The organism is Streptomyces sp. NPDC044106 (assembly GCF_056433985.1).
Window position 1 is genome coordinate 222,859 of sequence record NZ_JBWKFZ010000014.1, and the last position, 15,097, is coordinate 237,955.

The 15,097-nt window shown below is 70.1% G+C and carries 15 protein-coding genes and 2 tRNA genes; 10 read left to right on the top strand and 7 right to left on the bottom strand.

What is annotated here, in order from left to right:
- Positions 1 to 140 precede the first annotated feature (140 nt).
- The 3 genes from AC07DI_RS26315 to AC07DI_RS26325 form a co-directional block, all read right to left on the bottom strand.
- Positions 141 to 216: transfer RNA gene (locus AC07DI_RS26315), tRNA-Gly, on the bottom strand.
- A 79-nt stretch (positions 217 to 295) separates the two neighbouring features.
- A tRNA-Gly gene (locus AC07DI_RS26320) sits at positions 296 to 367 on the bottom strand.
- 134 nt (positions 368 to 501) lie between these two features.
- Entirely contained in the window at positions 502 to 819 is a 318-nt protein-coding gene (locus AC07DI_RS26325; RefSeq protein WP_384256033.1) for a histone-like nucleoid-structuring protein Lsr2, read from the bottom strand.
- A 352-nt stretch (positions 820 to 1,171) separates the two neighbouring features.
- On the opposite strand from AC07DI_RS26325, the gene purS reads away from it, so the two are divergent.
- The 5 genes from purS to AC07DI_RS26350 all read left to right on the top strand — a co-directional run bounded on the left by purS (position 1,172) and on the right by AC07DI_RS26350 (position 5,924).
- Positions 1,172 to 1,453, top strand: coding sequence for a phosphoribosylformylglycinamidine synthase subunit PurS (purS, locus tag AC07DI_RS26330; protein WP_384256035.1), 282 nt, complete (start codon positions 1,172 to 1,174; stop codon positions 1,451 to 1,453).
- A complete protein-coding gene (gene purQ, locus AC07DI_RS26335) occupies positions 1,450 to 2,130 on the top strand; it encodes a phosphoribosylformylglycinamidine synthase subunit PurQ (RefSeq protein WP_478906329.1) in 681 nt (226 codons plus the stop codon). The genes purS and purQ overlap by 4 nt, the downstream gene beginning before the upstream one ends.
- Entirely contained in the window at positions 2,127 to 4,376 is a 2,250-nt protein-coding gene (gene purL / locus AC07DI_RS26340) for a phosphoribosylformylglycinamidine synthase subunit PurL (protein ID WP_384256040.1), read from the top strand. The genes purQ and purL overlap by 4 nt, the downstream gene beginning before the upstream one ends.
- A gap of 122 nt (positions 4,377 to 4,498) precedes the next feature.
- Positions 4,499 to 5,005 (top strand): ArsR/SmtB family transcription factor, encoded by a 507-nt coding sequence (locus tag AC07DI_RS26345; RefSeq protein ID WP_384256042.1) that lies wholly within the window; start codon positions 4,499 to 4,501, stop codon positions 5,003 to 5,005.
- A 46-nt stretch (positions 5,006 to 5,051) separates the two neighbouring features.
- On the top strand, positions 5,052 to 5,924 hold the full coding sequence (locus AC07DI_RS26350) for a M23 family metallopeptidase (RefSeq protein WP_478906330.1): 873 nt from the start codon (positions 5,052 to 5,054) through the stop codon (positions 5,922 to 5,924).
- Here the strand turns inward: AC07DI_RS26350 and AC07DI_RS26355 are convergent.
- Positions 5,866 to 7,371 carry an MFS transporter gene (locus AC07DI_RS26355; protein WP_478906331.1) on the bottom strand — a complete coding sequence of 502 codons (1,506 nt, stop codon included), beginning with the start codon at positions 7,369 to 7,371 and terminating at the stop codon, positions 5,866 to 5,868. The genes AC07DI_RS26350 and AC07DI_RS26355 overlap by 59 nt on opposite strands.
- 127 nt (positions 7,372 to 7,498) lie before the next feature.
- On the opposite strand from AC07DI_RS26355, the gene AC07DI_RS26360 reads away from it, so the two are divergent.
- From AC07DI_RS26360 to AC07DI_RS26370, 3 genes are all read left to right on the top strand, one after another.
- Positions 7,499 to 8,140, top strand: coding sequence for a TetR/AcrR family transcriptional regulator (locus tag AC07DI_RS26360; RefSeq protein ID WP_384256049.1), 642 nt, complete (start codon positions 7,499 to 7,501; stop codon positions 8,138 to 8,140).
- A gap of 10 nt (positions 8,141 to 8,150) precedes the next feature.
- The gene (locus AC07DI_RS26365; RefSeq protein WP_478906332.1) at positions 8,151 to 8,951 is read left to right on the top strand and encodes a maleylpyruvate isomerase family mycothiol-dependent enzyme; all 801 of its coding nucleotides are present in this window, start codon (positions 8,151 to 8,153) and stop codon (positions 8,949 to 8,951) included.
- A gap of 118 nt (positions 8,952 to 9,069) precedes the next feature.
- Complete coding sequence (locus AC07DI_RS26370; RefSeq protein WP_478906333.1) at positions 9,070 to 9,918, top strand: META domain-containing protein; 849 nt, start codon at positions 9,070 to 9,072, stop codon at positions 9,916 to 9,918.
- Positions 9,919 to 9,993: 75 nt separating this feature from the next.
- Here AC07DI_RS26370 and AC07DI_RS26375 read toward each other — a convergent pair whose 3' ends face one another.
- Together AC07DI_RS26375 and AC07DI_RS26380 are read right to left on the bottom strand one after the other, a co-directional pair.
- Complete coding sequence (locus tag AC07DI_RS26375; protein ID WP_478906334.1) at positions 9,994 to 11,451, bottom strand: sulfatase family protein; 1,458 nt, start codon at positions 11,449 to 11,451, stop codon at positions 9,994 to 9,996.
- A 72-nt stretch (positions 11,452 to 11,523) separates the two neighbouring features.
- Complete coding sequence (locus tag AC07DI_RS26380) at positions 11,524 to 11,619, bottom strand: putative leader peptide (protein WP_384256059.1); 96 nt, start codon at positions 11,617 to 11,619, stop codon at positions 11,524 to 11,526.
- A gap of 165 nt (positions 11,620 to 11,784) precedes the next feature.
- Here AC07DI_RS26380 and purF point away from each other — a divergent pair, with 165 nt between their 5' ends.
- Positions 11,785 to 13,311, top strand: coding sequence for an amidophosphoribosyltransferase (gene purF / locus AC07DI_RS26385; protein ID WP_478906335.1), 1,527 nt, complete (start codon positions 11,785 to 11,787; stop codon positions 13,309 to 13,311).
- Between the two features lie 37 nt (positions 13,312 to 13,348).
- Positions 13,349 to 14,422, top strand: a complete 1,074-nt coding sequence (gene purM, locus AC07DI_RS26390) for a phosphoribosylformylglycinamidine cyclo-ligase (RefSeq protein WP_478906336.1) — start codon at positions 13,349 to 13,351, stop codon at positions 14,420 to 14,422.
- A gap of 152 nt (positions 14,423 to 14,574) precedes the next feature.
- Here purM and AC07DI_RS26395 read toward each other — a convergent pair whose 3' ends face one another.
- Positions 14,575 to 14,829, bottom strand: coding sequence for a DUF3073 domain-containing protein (locus AC07DI_RS26395; RefSeq protein ID WP_055568369.1), 255 nt, complete (start codon positions 14,827 to 14,829; stop codon positions 14,575 to 14,577).
- Between the last annotated feature and the right edge of the window lie 268 nt (positions 14,830 to 15,097).

Sequence of the window (15,097 nt, forward strand, 5' to 3'; positions counted from 1 at the left end):
GCGCGCTGTCACCGGCCCGCATGACAAATGTCAGGAGCGGTGTCCGCGCAGGTGGGAGCAAGTGGGAGGGGGGCAGGCAGGGACCGGATGGAGGGGGCGCATGAAGAAGGCCCCGGTCGGATCGACCGGGGCCTTCTCTGTGGAGCGAACGACGAGGTTCGAACTCGCGACCTCAACCTTGGCAAGGTTGCGCTCTACCAACTGAGCTACGTTCGCATTGCCTCCAACCGGCTTTCACCGGTCGGCGCGGGCATCAGCTTACCGCAACCAGCTGACTGGTCGGTGAGCGATGCGGAGCGGGTGACAGGAATTGCACACTGCGCCTTCCCCCTGGAAGGGGGATGTTCTACTACTGAACTACACCCGCAAGACTCCGTGAGGCCCGGCCTTTCGGCCTCGCCCCTCGGCGTGCTCCAGACTTTAGCCGACCGGGAGGGGTGCAGCGCAAGTCGGTTGCCGCGAGGGGCCCGGGGCCGGGTCCCGGCCGGTCGGCGCGCGCCGTCAGTTGGCCGCCTCGAAGGCCTCGTAGACCTTCTTCGGGATGCGGCCGCGCGGCGGCACGCTCATCCGGTGCGAGCGCGCCCAGGCGCGGACCGCCGACGGATCGGGGGACACCGCCGTGTGCCGGAAGGTGACACCGGGGCGTGCCTGCTTGCGGGCCGCCTCCAGGTAGGGGGCGAGGGCCGTGCGCAGTTTCTTCGCATTGGTTTGACTGAGGTCGATCTCGTACGACTTGCCGTCAAGACCGAACGCGACCGTTTCCGCCGCTTCCCCGCCGTCGATGTCGTCAAAGAGAGTGACCACGACACGTTGCGCCACGAATATCGGTCCCTTCGCGCGGCTCTACCGCGTTGACATGCGGTGATGCCGACTGCACGGATGTTTTGGGCAAAGTATCGACTATTGCCATTTCCTTTGTACAGTGCCCGGCATTGCATTGTGAAGCCTGTCCTAATACCTCCGCGTGTCAGGCTCCAATGACGATGCGTGATCTTTCGGGGATTCGCTGTGAAGATTCCCGGTTCGAAACCTGTTTGGGTACCGGAACGTGACCGTCATCTCGTAGGTTGCTACGAATCTACGCGAGTAGAAATTTTGTGCCGGTAGTCTGAAGGCACCTGCTCAGCACCGTGCAAGCAGCACACGCCAGCACCACACACCGGGAGTGCCAGTGGCACGCGTCGTAGTCGACGTCATGCTCAAGCCGGAGATCCTCGACCCCCAGGGCCAGGCGGTGCAGCGTGCACTGCCGCGCCTCGGTTTCCAGGGCATCTCCGACGTACGTCAGGGAAAGCGTTTCGAACTCGAGGTGGAGGGGCCGATCGACGCCCCGGCCCTCGCCCGTATCCACGAGTTGGCGGAAACCTTCCTCGCCAACACGGTGATCGAGGACTTCGTCGTAAAGGTCGAAGAAGACCAGCAGACGCAGAAGGCCGAGGAGGCCGCGAAGTGACTGCTCGAATTGGAGTCGTCACTTTCCCCGGAACCCTCGACGACCGCGACACCCAGCGCGCCGTCCGCGTGGCGGGCGCCGAGGCCGTGCCGCTCTGGCACAAGGACAAGGACCTCAAGCAGGTCGACGCCGTGGTGCTGCCCGGCGGGTTCTCCTACGGCGACTATCTGCGGGCCGGCGCCATCGCGCGCTTCTCCCCGGTGATGGAGTCCGTCATCGCGCAGGCGAAGGCCGGAATGCCGGTCCTCGGCATCTGCAACGGCTTCCAGGTGCTCACCGAGACGCACCTGCTGCCCGGCGCGATGCTGCGCAACAACCACCTGCACTTCATCTGCCGCGAGCAGCGGCTGCGCGTGGAGAACGCCGCGACCGCCTGGACCGCCGACTACACGGCGGGCCAGGAGATCGCGATCCCGCTCAAGAACATCGACGGGCAGTACACCGCCGACGAGCGGACCCTGGACATGCTGGAGGCCGAGGGCCGCGTCGCCTTCCGCTACCTCGACGGCAACCCCAACGGCTCGCTCCGTGACATCGCAGGCATCACCAACGAGGCGGGCAACGTCGTCGGCCTCATGCCGCACCCCGAGCACGCCGTGGAGCCGCTGGTCGGGACCGGCCGCACCGACGGCCTCGGATTCTTCGCCTCGATCCTGAAGAAGCTGGTCAACGCATGACTCTGGATACCGTCAAGCACGCGGCCGAGACGCCCGACGTCAAGCTGCCCTGGGCCGAACTGGGCCTGAAGGAAGACGAGTACGACCGCGTCCGCGAGATCCTCGGCCGCCGCCCGACCGGCGCCGAGCTCGCCATGTACTCCGTCATGTGGTCCGAGCACTGCTCGTACAAGAGCAGCAAGATCCACCTGAAGCAGTTCGGCGAGAAGGTCCCCGAGAACGAAGCGATGCTGGTCGGCATCGGCGAGAACGCCGGTGTCGTCGACGTCGGCCAGGGCTACGCGGTCACCTTCAAGGTCGAGTCGCACAACCACCCGTCGTACGTCGAGCCCTACCAGGGCGCGGCCACCGGCGTCGGCGGCATCGTCCGCGACATCATCGCGATGGGCGCCCGTCCGGTCGCCGTCGTGGACCCGCTGCGCATGGGCGACGCCCAGCACCCCGACACCAAGCGCGTGCTCCCCGGAGTCGTCGCGGGCATCGGCGGCTACGGCAACTGCCTGGGCCTGCCCAACATCGGCGGCGAGCTCGTCTTCGACGCCTGCTACCAGGGCAACCCGCTGGTCAACGCCGGTGCCATCGGCGTCATGCGGCACGAGGACATCCACCTCGCGAAGGCTTCGGGCCCCGGCAACAAGGTCATCCTGTACGGCGCCCGCACGGGCGGCGACGGCATCGGCGGCGCCTCCATCCTGGCCTCCGAGACCTTCGACGACAGCAAGCCGTCGAAGCGTCCCGCCGTCCAGGTCGGTGACCCCTTCCAGGAGAAGCTCCTCATCGAGTGCACCCTGGAGGCCTTCGCCGAGAAGCTCGTCGTCGGCATCCAGGACCTCGGCGCGGCCGGACTCTCCTGCGCCACCAGCGAGTTGGCGTCCAACGGCTCCGGCGGCATGCGCGTCGAGCTCGACGACGTGCCGCTGCGCGACTCCACGCTCACCCCTGAGGAGATCCTCATGAGTGAGTCGCAGGAACGCATGTGCGCCGTGGTCGAGCCCGAGAAGGTCGACCGCTTCCTGGAGATCTGCGAGAAGTGGGACGTCATCGCCACCGTCGTCGGTGAGGTGACGGACGGCGACCGCCTGGAGATCTTCTGGCACGGCGAGAAGATCGTCGACGTCGACCCGCGCACGGTCGCGCACGACGGCCCGGTCTACGAGCGTCCGTACGCCCGCCCGTCCTGGCAGGACGCCCTCCAGGCCGACGACGCGAACAAGCTGGCCCGCCCGGCGAACGGCGAGGAACTGCGCGAGCAGGTCCTCAAGCTGGTCGCCGCCCCGAACCAGGCCGCGAAGTCCTGGGTCACCGACCAGTACGACCGCTTCGTGCAGGGCAACACCGTGCTCGCCCAGCCCGAGGACTCCGGGATGATCCGGATCAACGAGGAGACGGGCCTCGGCGTCGCCATCGCCACCGACGGCAACGGCCGGTTCGCGAAGCTCGACCCGTACACGGGCGCGCAGCTCGCGCTCGCCGAGTCGTACCGCAACGTCGCCGCGTCCGGCGCCAGGCCGCTCGCCATCTCGGACTGCCTGAACTTCGGCTCGCCCGAGGACCCGGACGTCATGTGGCAGTTCGCCGAGGCCGTCCGCGGTCTCGCGGACGGTTGCCTGGAGCTGGGCACCCCGGTCACCGGCGGCAACGTCTCGCTGTACAACCAGACCGGTGAGGCGGCGATCCACCCGACGCCGGTCGTCGCCGTCCTCGGCGTGATCGACGACGTCGCGCGGCGCACGCCGATCGCTTTCGCGGAAGAGGGCCAGCTCCTCTACCTGCTCGGCGACACGCACGACGAGTTCGGCGGCTCGGCCTGGTCGCAGGTGGTCCACGGCCACCTCGGCGGGCTGCCGCCCAAGGTCGACCTGGCGCGCGAGAAGCTGCTCGCCGAGATCCTCATCTCGGCCTCCCGCGACGGCATGATCGACGCCGCGCACGACCTGTCCGACGGCGGTCTCGTGCAGGCCGTCACGGAGTCGTGCCTGCGCGGCGGCAAGGGCGCGCGCCTCGTCGTCCCCGACGGCCTCGACGCGTTCACCTTCCTCTTCTCCGAGTCGGCGGGGCGCGCGGTCGTCTCGGTGCCGCGGAGCGAGGAGCTGCGCTTCACCGACATGTGCGGGGCGCGGGGCCTGCCTGTGCGCCGCATCGGTGTCGTCGACGGCGACGCGGTGGAAGTGCAGGGCGAGTTCACGCTGCCGCTGAGCGAGCTGCGTGCCGCGCACGAGGAGACGATTCCGGGGCTCTTCGCCTGACGGTTCTTCTTCGCCGCCCCCGCTCGGACCTGGTCCGGGTGGGGGCTTCGTCGTTCCCGCGCCGGTTGGACCGCGCCCCGTAGGGGGTTGCATGAGATTACGTAATTACGTAATCTCGCATCATGAACCTGGAAGAGCGGGTCGCCGAGCTCGAACGGCGCATGGCGCGGCTGGAGAGCGCGGGTCCGGCCGCGCCCCCGGTGGGCGAGGGCGATTTCTGGGCCCTCGACGCCCTGAAAGCACGGCACCCGGTGACCGAGGAGGCCGACGGTGCCGTCCTGTTCACCGGCTCCGTGCGGGTGCCGACGGGGCATCGGTACGACTGGCAGTACGGGCAGCTCACGGAGGCGCTGTTCGAGGGCGACTGGTCGGATGCGGCCGAGTCGTTCGCGGCCCTCGGCAATCCCGTACGGCTGCGGCTGCTGCGGGAGATCCTCGGCGGCCTGCGCACCGCCGCCGAGCTGGCCGCGCTCGACGACGTCGGCACCACCGGCCAGATCTACCACCACCTGCGCCAGCTGACCGGCGCGGGCTGGCTGCACACCACCGAGCGCGGGCGGTACGAGGTTCCCGCCGGGCGCGTGGTGCCGCTGCTTGTGGTGCTCACGGCAGCGCGCCCGGTGACCTGACCGGATTCCGGCACGCATTTCTGTACGAGTCGCACGAGGGGGAATCATGTCCGGGAAATCCGCGGGGCTGCGCAAGTCCGCCGCTGTGGCCCACCGGCTGCTGTGGGTTGTGTTCTTCGCCCAGTTCGTCGTCCGGCAGTTCACGGAGCTGCCGTACAACTACTGGCTGAGCTGGCTGCCCGCGATCGCCGCGATCGGCATCAGTACGTCGATGTCCCGCTCCGCGCGCAAGCAGATCGAGACGGACCCCCCGGCCCCGGTCGAGGTCGCGCCCCCGGTCACCGGCCGCTGGTCCGCGCTGAACAGCCCCACCGACAACGTGCCGAGCCACGGTACGCACCACCTGGGGCAGACGTACGCCATCGACATCACGGCCGAACCGGAGGAGGGGCCCGCCCGCCCCAAGCCCGTCTGGTTCTGGCCCGTCGCCCGGCGCGGCGACGCCTATCCCGCCTTCGGGCAACCCCTGCACGCGGTCGCCGACGCCACCGTGGTGCACGCCGAGGACGGCCAGCGCGACCACCTCAGCCGCAGCTCGCTCGTCGGGGTCCTGTACTTCCGGCTGGTCGAGGGCGTCGGCAGGACGCTCGGCGGCACCCGCCGCGTCGTCGGCAACCACATCGTGCTCGACCTCGGAGGGGGAACGTACGCCATGTACGCGCACGTCAGGCGGGGCTCGCTCACGGTGCGGGCGGGGGACCGGGTCGTGGCGGGGCGGCGGCTCGGCGACTGCGGGAACTCCGGCAACTCCACCGAGCCGCACGTGCACTTCCAGCTGATGGACGGGCCCGACCCGGACACCGCGCGGGGCGTGCCGTTCACGTGGCGCGGGATCGGGGTACCGGCGAACGGCGAGTTCTTCACGGCCGGTGGGACCGGCGAGGAAGCCGCAGCGCAAGCACCGTCCCGAGCAGCATGATCCCGGCCCCGCACAGGAACACCACGTCCGTGGCGTCGACGTAGGCCCGCACGGCGGCGGCGTGCGCTTCTCCGGTCAGGCCGGGGATGGCGCCGACGTCGCCGCCGGGGCCTTCCGCCGCGTACAGGCGGAGCAGGACCGCGCCGAACAGGGCGGTGCCCACCGCGTTGCCGAGGGTCTGGAAGAAGCGGATGCTCGTCGTCGCGACGCCCAGCTGGTGGCGCGGCGCCGAGTCCTGCGCGAGTTGGATCAACTGGCCGATGAGCTGGCCGAACCCGGCCCCGGCGAGCAGGAGTTCGGCCCTGACGAGCCAGAGCGAGGTGTCCGGGCCGACGGTCGCGAGGAGCGCGAAGGCGACGGCCGTGGTCGCCGTGCCGCCGATGGTGAAGGTGCGCGCGGACCAGCCGCGGGTGGCGAGGCGGCCCGAGAGCAGGCCGACGGCGGTCATGCCGGCCGCCATGGGGAGCAGGTAGAGCCCGGCGGACGAGCTGGAGACGCCCCGCGCGACCTGCAGGTAGACGAGCACGTAATAGATCACGCACATCATGGCGGCGCCCGTCAGCGCCTGGATGGCGAAGCCCAAGCGGAGCTGCGGGATCCGGAACATCGAGAGCGGGAGCACCGGTTCGGCCGCCCTGGCCTGCCGCCACAGGAAGAGCGCGAGGGTGGCCGCGGCCGCCGCGATCAGGCCGACGACGACGGGTGAGGACCAGGCGTAGTCCTTGCCGCCCCAGTCGGTGACCAGGAGCAGGGCGACGGAGAACGCGGCGGCGAGCGCGGCGCCCGGGTAGTCGATGGAGTGGCGCGCGCCGGCTCGGCGCGGGAGTTTCAGGACGAGTCCGGAGGCGGCGAGGACCGCGATGCCGACCGGCAGGTTGACGTAGAAGATCCAGCGCCAGCTCGCGTGGTCGGCGAGCAGGCCGCCGAGCCAGGGACCGAGCGCCATGCCGCCGCCCGCCACGATGCCGCCGATGCCGCCGGGCCCGGACGATTTCCCGCCCGCCCCCTTGAGCTGGGCGATCACCACCATCGTGATGCTCATCAGGCCGCCGCCCCCGACGCCCTGCACCGCGCGGGCCGCGATCAGCTGGCCCATCGACTGGGCGGCGCCGCAGAGCGCGGAGCCGAGCAGGAAGACGGTGACGGCGGCGACGAAGACGCGGGCGGCGCCGAGCGCGTCGCAGAGCTTGCCGTACAGCGGCAGGATCGCGGCACCCGCCAGCGCGTAGGCGCTGACCAGCCAGGGGATCTTGTCGACCCCGTGGGCCGGGTCGAGGTCGCGCACGATCGGCACGGTGGCGGCCGACACGATCTGCATGTCGAGGACGGCCAGGACGATCGTGGCGAGACAGACGGCGAACGCGACCTTGCGGCGCCCTTCGGACAGGGGCGGGGTCGTGTCCACGGGTGACGCGGGGGGCGTGGTCGTAGTCGTGGTCGGAGGCATGAGGACCACCCTGGCCCTGAAAATGTACCGAGTCAATATTTACTCCGAGAGTAAAATTCATCCTGGTACAGTGCGGTGCATGGCTGAGCAGGCGGATGGCTGAGGGATCGCATGGCTGAGGAAGCGCATGGCTGAAGAAGCGCTGGGACTGCGCGAGCGCAAGAAGCGGCAGACCGCGATGCGGATCTGGCGCAGCGCGCTGACCCTGTTCCTGGAGCGTGGCTACGACAAGGTCTCCGTCGCGGAGATCGCCGCCGCGGCCGACGTCTCGAAGATGACGGTCTTCAACTACTTCGGCACCAAGGAGGACGTGCTCCTCGGCCCGATGGAGGACCACGTCTCCGACGCCGCCGACGCGGTGCGCGAGCGGGAGCCCGGAGAGTCCGCGGTCAGCGCCCTGCGTCGGCAGTTCCTGGCCAAGGTGGCCGAGCGCGACCCCTCGATCGGCCTCTCCGACGACGTGCGGCTGGTCCAGATGCGTCAACTCATCACCGACACGCCGACGTTGGCGCGCCGCACCCTGTTCTTCCAGATGCGCGGCATCGAGCTGCTCGCCGAGGTCCTCACCGAGGAGACGGGCGACCGGCTGCTCGCCGGCGTGGCCGCCCACCAGCTCGTCGCCGCGCGGGACGCGGTGATCCTGGAGAACCACCGCAGGCTGCTCGCGGGCGACCGGGCCGAGGACATCGCCGTCGACTGCGCGGCCCTCGCCGAGCGCGCCTTCGACCTGGTCGAAAAGGGACTTCAGGGGTATCCCGGGAACCTCTAGGCTCAGCACCATGCCCCCGGCCAAGAAGCGCTTGCGCTCGTACGACTCCGTGAAGATCCGCTCCGCCGTCCTCGCCCAGTTCGGCAACGTCTGCGAGGCGGTCCGCACCCTGACCCCCGAGCAGCTCGCCCGCCCGACCCGGCTCGGCGACTGGACCGTGCGCGAACTGGCGGCCCACATCGCGATGGTCCTCGGCACCGTCCACCGCTACCTCGGCATGCCGGAACCGGAACGGCACGAAGTGGCGCTCATGGACTGGCCGTTCGCGACGGTCACCGCCGCCGTCCAGGTCGACCTGGACACCCGTGAGATCGCCGAGGCCGCGGGCACGGGCCTCGACGAACTGTTCACGCGCACGCTCGCCGGGATCGAGGAGTCCCTGCCCGGCACCCCGGACGAGCGCCTGGTCCCGATGCGCTTCGGCGCCATGACCCTCGGCGACTTCCTCGTCACCCGCACCGTCGAACTCATCGTTCACACCGACGACTTGAACGACGCGGTGCCGGGCCTCGACGTCCCGTACGACCGCCAGGCCCTGGCCGCCTGCGCCCGGCTGCTCGCGGACGCCCTCGCGATCAAGGCACCGGGCGCCTCGACGGAGGTTCGGGTGCCGCCCTACGCGGTCGTGCAGTGCGTGGCGGGCCCGCGGCACACCCGCGGCACCCCGCCCAACGTCGTCGAGACCGACCCGCTCACCTGGATCCGCCTCGCGACCGGGCGGACCGAGTGGGCGACGGCGCTCGACGCGGCGCGGGTCAGCGCGAGCGGGGAGCGGGCGGATCTGTCGGAGCTGCTGCCGGTCATGGGGTAGCGGTGCGGGGCGTGAACCGGTGGGGACTCGGCGAGGGAACCGGTCGGGGAATCGGTCGTCGATCCGGTCATCGGTCCGGTCGTGGAACCGGGACCCCCACTTGTCCCGTCACATCGTCATGCACACGCAGCGTCTGACCCTCACCCTGACCGCGCTGGCCTCCGCCGGGCTGCTGCTCACCGCATGCGGCACCGAGTCCGGGGCCGGTTCCGACAGCGACTCCGGCGGCCGTTCCGTGGCGGACGGGCCGTCCCTCACCGGCGTCCGCTGGCACGTCGAGAGCCTCACCGCGGACGGCAAGAAGCGCGTCGCACCGCGGGACGCCTACCTGAAGATCGGCAAGGACGGGCGGGCCGTTGGCAGCTACGGCTGCAACGGCGTGAGCTCCGACGTGTCCGTCAAGGGCGACACCGTCCACTTCGGCAAGCCGCTGATGACGAAGCGGGCCTGCACGGACGACGGCCGCATGGCGTTCGAGAAGGAACTCCTGCGCACCCTCGGCGAGGAGAAGTTCACCGCGAGGACCGAAGGCGACCGCATGACCCTCAGCACGTCCGATGGAGACCGCGTGGACTTCACCTCACGCCCCGCCGAGCCCGCCGCCCCGCTCACCGGCACCAAGTGGGCGGTGAGCGGCGTCGGCGACGCCCGGACGGCCGCGACGCTGCCGAAGTCGCTGGACGGCAAGGTCCACCTCACCTTCGGCAAGGACGGCAAGGTGCGCGGCAACCTCGGCTGCAACGACGTCACGGCCGAGGCCGAGGCCGAGGACGGCCGGATCACCTTCGGGCCGCCCGCGACCACCCGGAAGATGTGCCCCGGCGACGCGATGACGACCGAGCGCAAGCTGCTCAAGCTGTTCGACGGCACGGCGCGCTACGAGGTGAAGCAGGGCACGCTGAGGCTCACCGCCGCCGACGGCACGGTGATCAGCGCGGAGGCGGGCCGGAAGGACGCGAAGAAGTAGCGGGGAGGGGACGGGGCGCGGCGAAGTCCGCCCACAAGCCCACAGCCCTCACACTCCGCGCCCCCCTACGCCCCCCTACGCCCCCGGATACGGCAGCAACCCCTTGTCCGTCCGCTCCCAGGCCCCCTTCAGCTCGGCCAGCAGCTTCGGTTCCGCGGCGGCGCGGTCCGCCTGCTCGCGCCGGTCGGCCGCGAGGTCGTACAGCTGGTCCGCCCCGCCCTTGCCCCGGTAGTACTTCCAGTTGCCCCGCCGCAGCGCCCGCTCCCCGCGCACCCGCCAGAACAGCTCGCGTTCGGCGATCTTCTCGCCCCTCAGCAGGTAGGGGGCGAGGCTCGTGCCGTCCAGCGGATACGCGCGGTCCGGCCGGGCCCCGGCGATCTCCAGGAGGGTCGCCGTCCAGTCCGGCGTGTACACGGGCTCGTGGCTGACCTGCCCGCCGTCGAGCCGCGCGGGCCACCGCACGATGGTCGGCACCCGGATGCCGCCCTCCTTGAGCGAGCCCTTGTTGCCGGACAGCGGCCAGTTGTACGAGAAGCGCTCGCCGCCGTTGTCGGAGGCGAAGAAGACCAGGGTGTCGCGCTCCTGCCCGGACGCCTTCAGCGCGCGCAGCACCTCACCGACCGACCGGTCCAGGTCCTCGACCATCTCGGTGTACTTCGCCACGGAGCCGCCGTCCTGATGCCACAGCGCCCCCTGCTCGCCCGCCTTGATCCTGCGGACGATCTCGGCGCTCTCCTCCTCGTCGCCGTCCGCGATCCACGGCCAGTGCGGGGTGGTGAAGTTGAGGTTGAGCAGCCAGGGGGTGCCGCCGTGGTCGCGCCGTACGTAGGCGCTCGCGCGCTCGGTCAGGATCCGCGTGTAGTACCGCAGGTCCTTGTACTCGGCGTCGCCCTCGCGGACATCGCCCTCGTACAGGTCGTACTCCCCGCCGAGCCCCAGTTTCGAGTAGTACTCCAGGGCGCCGCCGAAGTTCCCGAAGAACTCGTCCCAGCCCGACTTGGTGGGCGAGTAGTCCGGCAGGTAGCCGCAGTGCCACTTCCCGATCAGCGCGGTCGCGTACCCGGAGTCGCGCAGCAGCGAGGCGAGCGTCGGGTGGGTCGGGGCGAGGCCCACGGACTTGTCGGCTATCGGTTCCGCGAGGCCGCCCTTCGTACGCCCGGGGAAGCGGCCGGTGTACAGGCTGAAGCGGGTGGGCGAGCAGGTCGCGGAGCCGGAGTAGGCGTCCGTGAACCGCACGCCCTGGCGGGCGAGGCGGTCCAGGTTCGGCGTCCTGATGTGCGGCGAGCCGTACGAGGACAGGTCGGCCCAGCCGAGGTCGTCGCCGAGGATGAAGAGGATGTTCGGCCGCTTGGCCTGCCGGTGCGCGGCGGCCCGGAAAGGCCGCTCCTCGTGGGCGGCGTCGGCCCGCGCCCCGGTGGCGGGAAGACCGACCGCGGCGGCGGTCGCGGAGGCGCCGACGACACCGCCGAAGGCACGTCGGGACAGCTTGGACCGAAGGCTTTCGGCAGCCGACCCAGGGTTGTAGGAAGACACAGCGCGCTCCTGAACGGGGCACGGCGCAGCACGGCGTCACATGCCCGGAGAAGGGTGGGGAAAGGGGTGCGTTCAGGTGGTGCTGCGACAGATCGCGCTCGCCACACGGACCAGGTCCACGTGGCGGCGCGCCACGAGCAGGACCGTCGGGTCAGTGGTGGGCGGCATGCGCCGGAGCCTGTCCGAGTGCGCTTGTAGGTGTCAACGAAAGGGCCCGTCTGTTCACGTGGACTTCGCACTCGGCCGGGGCCGGGACCGCGCCACGGCTACCGTCCGTGCAGGGCTCGCATCCCCAATTCGGACCAGTGGTCGATCTCGCCTACACTCGAAGACGTGCCACGTGGTGACGGTCGACTCAATCACGATCTGCTCCCCGGCGAGAAAGGCCCCCAGGACGCTTGTGGCGTCTTCGGTGTCTGGGCTCCGGGCGAAGAGGTCGCAAAGCTCACTTACTTCGGGCTCTACGCCCTCCAGCATCGGGGCCAGGAATCCGCGGGAATCGCGGTCAGCAACGGCTCCCAGATCCTCGTCTTCAAGGACATGGGCCTCGTTTCCCAGGTCTTCGACGAAACCTCTCTCGGCTCGCTCCAGGGTCATATCGCGGTCGGTCACGCCCGCTACTCGACCACTGGCGCCTCCGTCTGGGAGAACGCCCAGCCGACGTTCCGTGCCACCGCGCACGGCTCCATCGCGCTCGGGCACAACGGCAACCTCGTCAACACGGCCCAGCTCGCCGAGCTGGTCGCCGAACTCCCGAAGGAGAACGGCCGCGCGACCCAGGTCGCCGCGACCAACGACACCGACCTGGTGACGGCTCTCCTCGCGGGCCAGGTGGACGACGACGGCAAGCCGCTGACGATCGAGGAAGCGGCCACCAAGGTCCTCCCGGACGTGCAGGGCGCCTTCTCCCTCGTCTTCATGAACGAGCACACGCTGTACGCGGCCCGCGACCCGCAGGGCATCCGCCCGCTGGTCCTCGGCCGCCTGGAGCGCGGCTGGGTCGTCGCCTCGGAGTCCGCGGCGCTCGACATCTGCGGCGCGAGCTTCGTCCGCGAGATCGAGCCCGGCGAGTTCGTCGCGATCGACGAGAATGGACTGCGAACGTCTAGATTCGCAGAAGCGAAGCCCAAGGGCTGTGTCTTCGAGTACGTCTATCTGGCGCGCCCCGACACGGACATCGCGGGCCGGAACGTCTACCTCTCGCGCGTCGAGATGGGCCGGAAACTCGCCAAGGAAGCCCCCGTCGAGGCGGACCTCGTCATAGCGACGCCCGAATCCGGCACCCCTGCCGCGATCGGGTACGCGGAGGCGTCCGGCATCCCCTTCGGCGCGGGCCTGGTCAAGAACGCCTACGTCGGCAGGACCTTCATCCAGCCCTCGCAGACGATCCGGCAGCTCGGCATCCGCCTCAAGCTGAACCCCCTCAAGGAAGTCATCAAGGGCAAGCGGCTGGTCGTCGTCGACGACTCGATCGTCCGCGGCAACACCCAGCGCGCCCTGGTCAAGATGCTCCGCGAGGCGGGCGCCGCCGAGATCCACATCCGGATCTCCTCGCCGCCCGTGAAGTGGCCCTGCTTCTTCGGCATCGACTTCGCGACCCGCGCGGAGCTCATCGCCAACGGCATGACCATCGAGGAGATCGGTACCTCGATGGGCGCCGACTCCCTCTCGTACATCTCCATCGACGGCATGATCGAGGCCACGACCATCGACAAGCCGAACCTCTGCCGCGCCTGCTTCGACGGCGAGTACCCGATGGACCTGCCCGACCCCGAACTGCTCGGCAAGCAGCTCCTGGAGACGGAGCTCGCCGCGGGACCGGCTTCCACGGCAGCGGCCGACGCGATCCGTCGCCCGTAAGCCTCACGTAGTGACGACACGAAAGCTCTCAATCACCATGCCCGAGACCACTGGTGCCAGCTACGCAGCCGCAGGCGTAGACATCGAGGCGGGCGACCGCGCCGTCGAGCTGATGAAGGAGTGGGTCAGGAAGACCCAGCGGCCCGAGGTCGCGGGCCTCGGCGGCCTCGGCGGTTTCGCCGGCCTCTTCGACGCCTCCGCCCTCAAGCGCTTCGAGCGCCCCCTCCTCGCCTCGGCGACCGACGGCGTCGGCACCAAGGTCGACATCGCGCGTCAGATGGGCGTCTACGACACCATCGGCCACGACCTCGTCGCGATGGTCATGGACGACATCGTCGTGTGCGGCGCCGAGCCGCTCTTCATGACCGACTACATCTGCGTCGGCAAGGTCCACCCCGAGCGCGTCGCCGCCATCGTGAAGGGCATCGCCGAGGGCTGTGTCCTCGCCGGGTGCTCGCTGGTCGGCGGCGAGACCGCGGAGCACCCGGGCCTGCTCGGCCCGGACGACTTCGATGTCGCGGGCGCCGGCACGGGCGCCGTCGAGGCCGACCGCCTCCTCGGCGCCGATCGCATCCGTAAGGGTGACGCGGTGATCGCGATGGCGTCCTCCGGTCTTCACTCGAACGGGTACTCGCTCGTCCGGCACGTGGTCTTCGACCGCGCGGGCTGGGCCCTGGACCGCCGGGTCGAGGAGTTCGGGCGCACGCTCGGCGAGGAGCTCCTGGAGCCCACCAAGATCTACTCGCTCGACTGTCTGGCGCTCACCCGCACCACGGACGTGCACGCCTTCAGCCACATCACCGGCGGCGGCCTCGCGGCGAACCTCGCCCGGGTCATCCCGGACGGCCTGCACGCGATCGTGGACCGCGGGACCTGGGCGCCGGGCGCGGTCTTCGACGTGGTGGGCGCGGCCGGCCGGGTCGAGCGCCTGGAGCTGGAGAAGACGCTGAACATGGGCGTCGGCATGATGGCGATCGTCCCCGAGGAGTCGGCGGACGCGGCGCTCACCACCCTCGCGGACCGCGGCGTGGACGCCTGGGTCGCGGGCGAGATCACCGACCGCGGTGACCACGCGACGGGCGCCGAGCTCATCGGCGACTACGCGAAGTAGCCCCCTGGCGGGCCCCTTGTGCAAGCGGGCGGCCCCGAGGCAGCACAAAACCCGGTCCGGGGTGGTGACCACCCCGGACCGGGTGAAGTGCGGTTGCTACGCGAACTGCGAAGGCCGCGTAGACAACGCCAGATGCTGCGTATGCAACGAGGTCAAGCGCCGCGGCGCTGCGACGACGGACCGGACTCGTCGGAGTCCTCGTCCTCGTCGTCGTTATACAGATCCGCGTACTGGGCGTACGGGTCGTCTTCCTCGTCGTCGTCCTCGAACGGCTCGCCATTAGGCGGCTGTTGCGAAGTCGAAGCGCCCAGCTCATTGGCCAGACGCGAGAGGTCAGTCCCGCCGCTGCTGTACTTCAGCTGGCGGGCGACCTTCGTCTGCTTGGCCTTTGCCCGGCCGCGCCCCATGGCTCGACCCCCTCGGATACGGGGCTCGACGGCCCCAGAGTCTTGACACGCGTTCATGATCTGGAACGGACTCTCCGTGGAGAGACCGGTCCGTAGGGCTTCCACGGTACCTGCTCCTGCGGCCATACGGTACGTCGCCCGCAGGACGCGCCTCGGCGCAGAACCCGCGAGGAGCCCCGTCCTCGCTGGTCAACTGCGATTTTAACCTCTTCTTGCCGGGCGACCCGCCGACGGGGGTGAGTCTTGTCTCTCCCCGGGTGTCGACGGG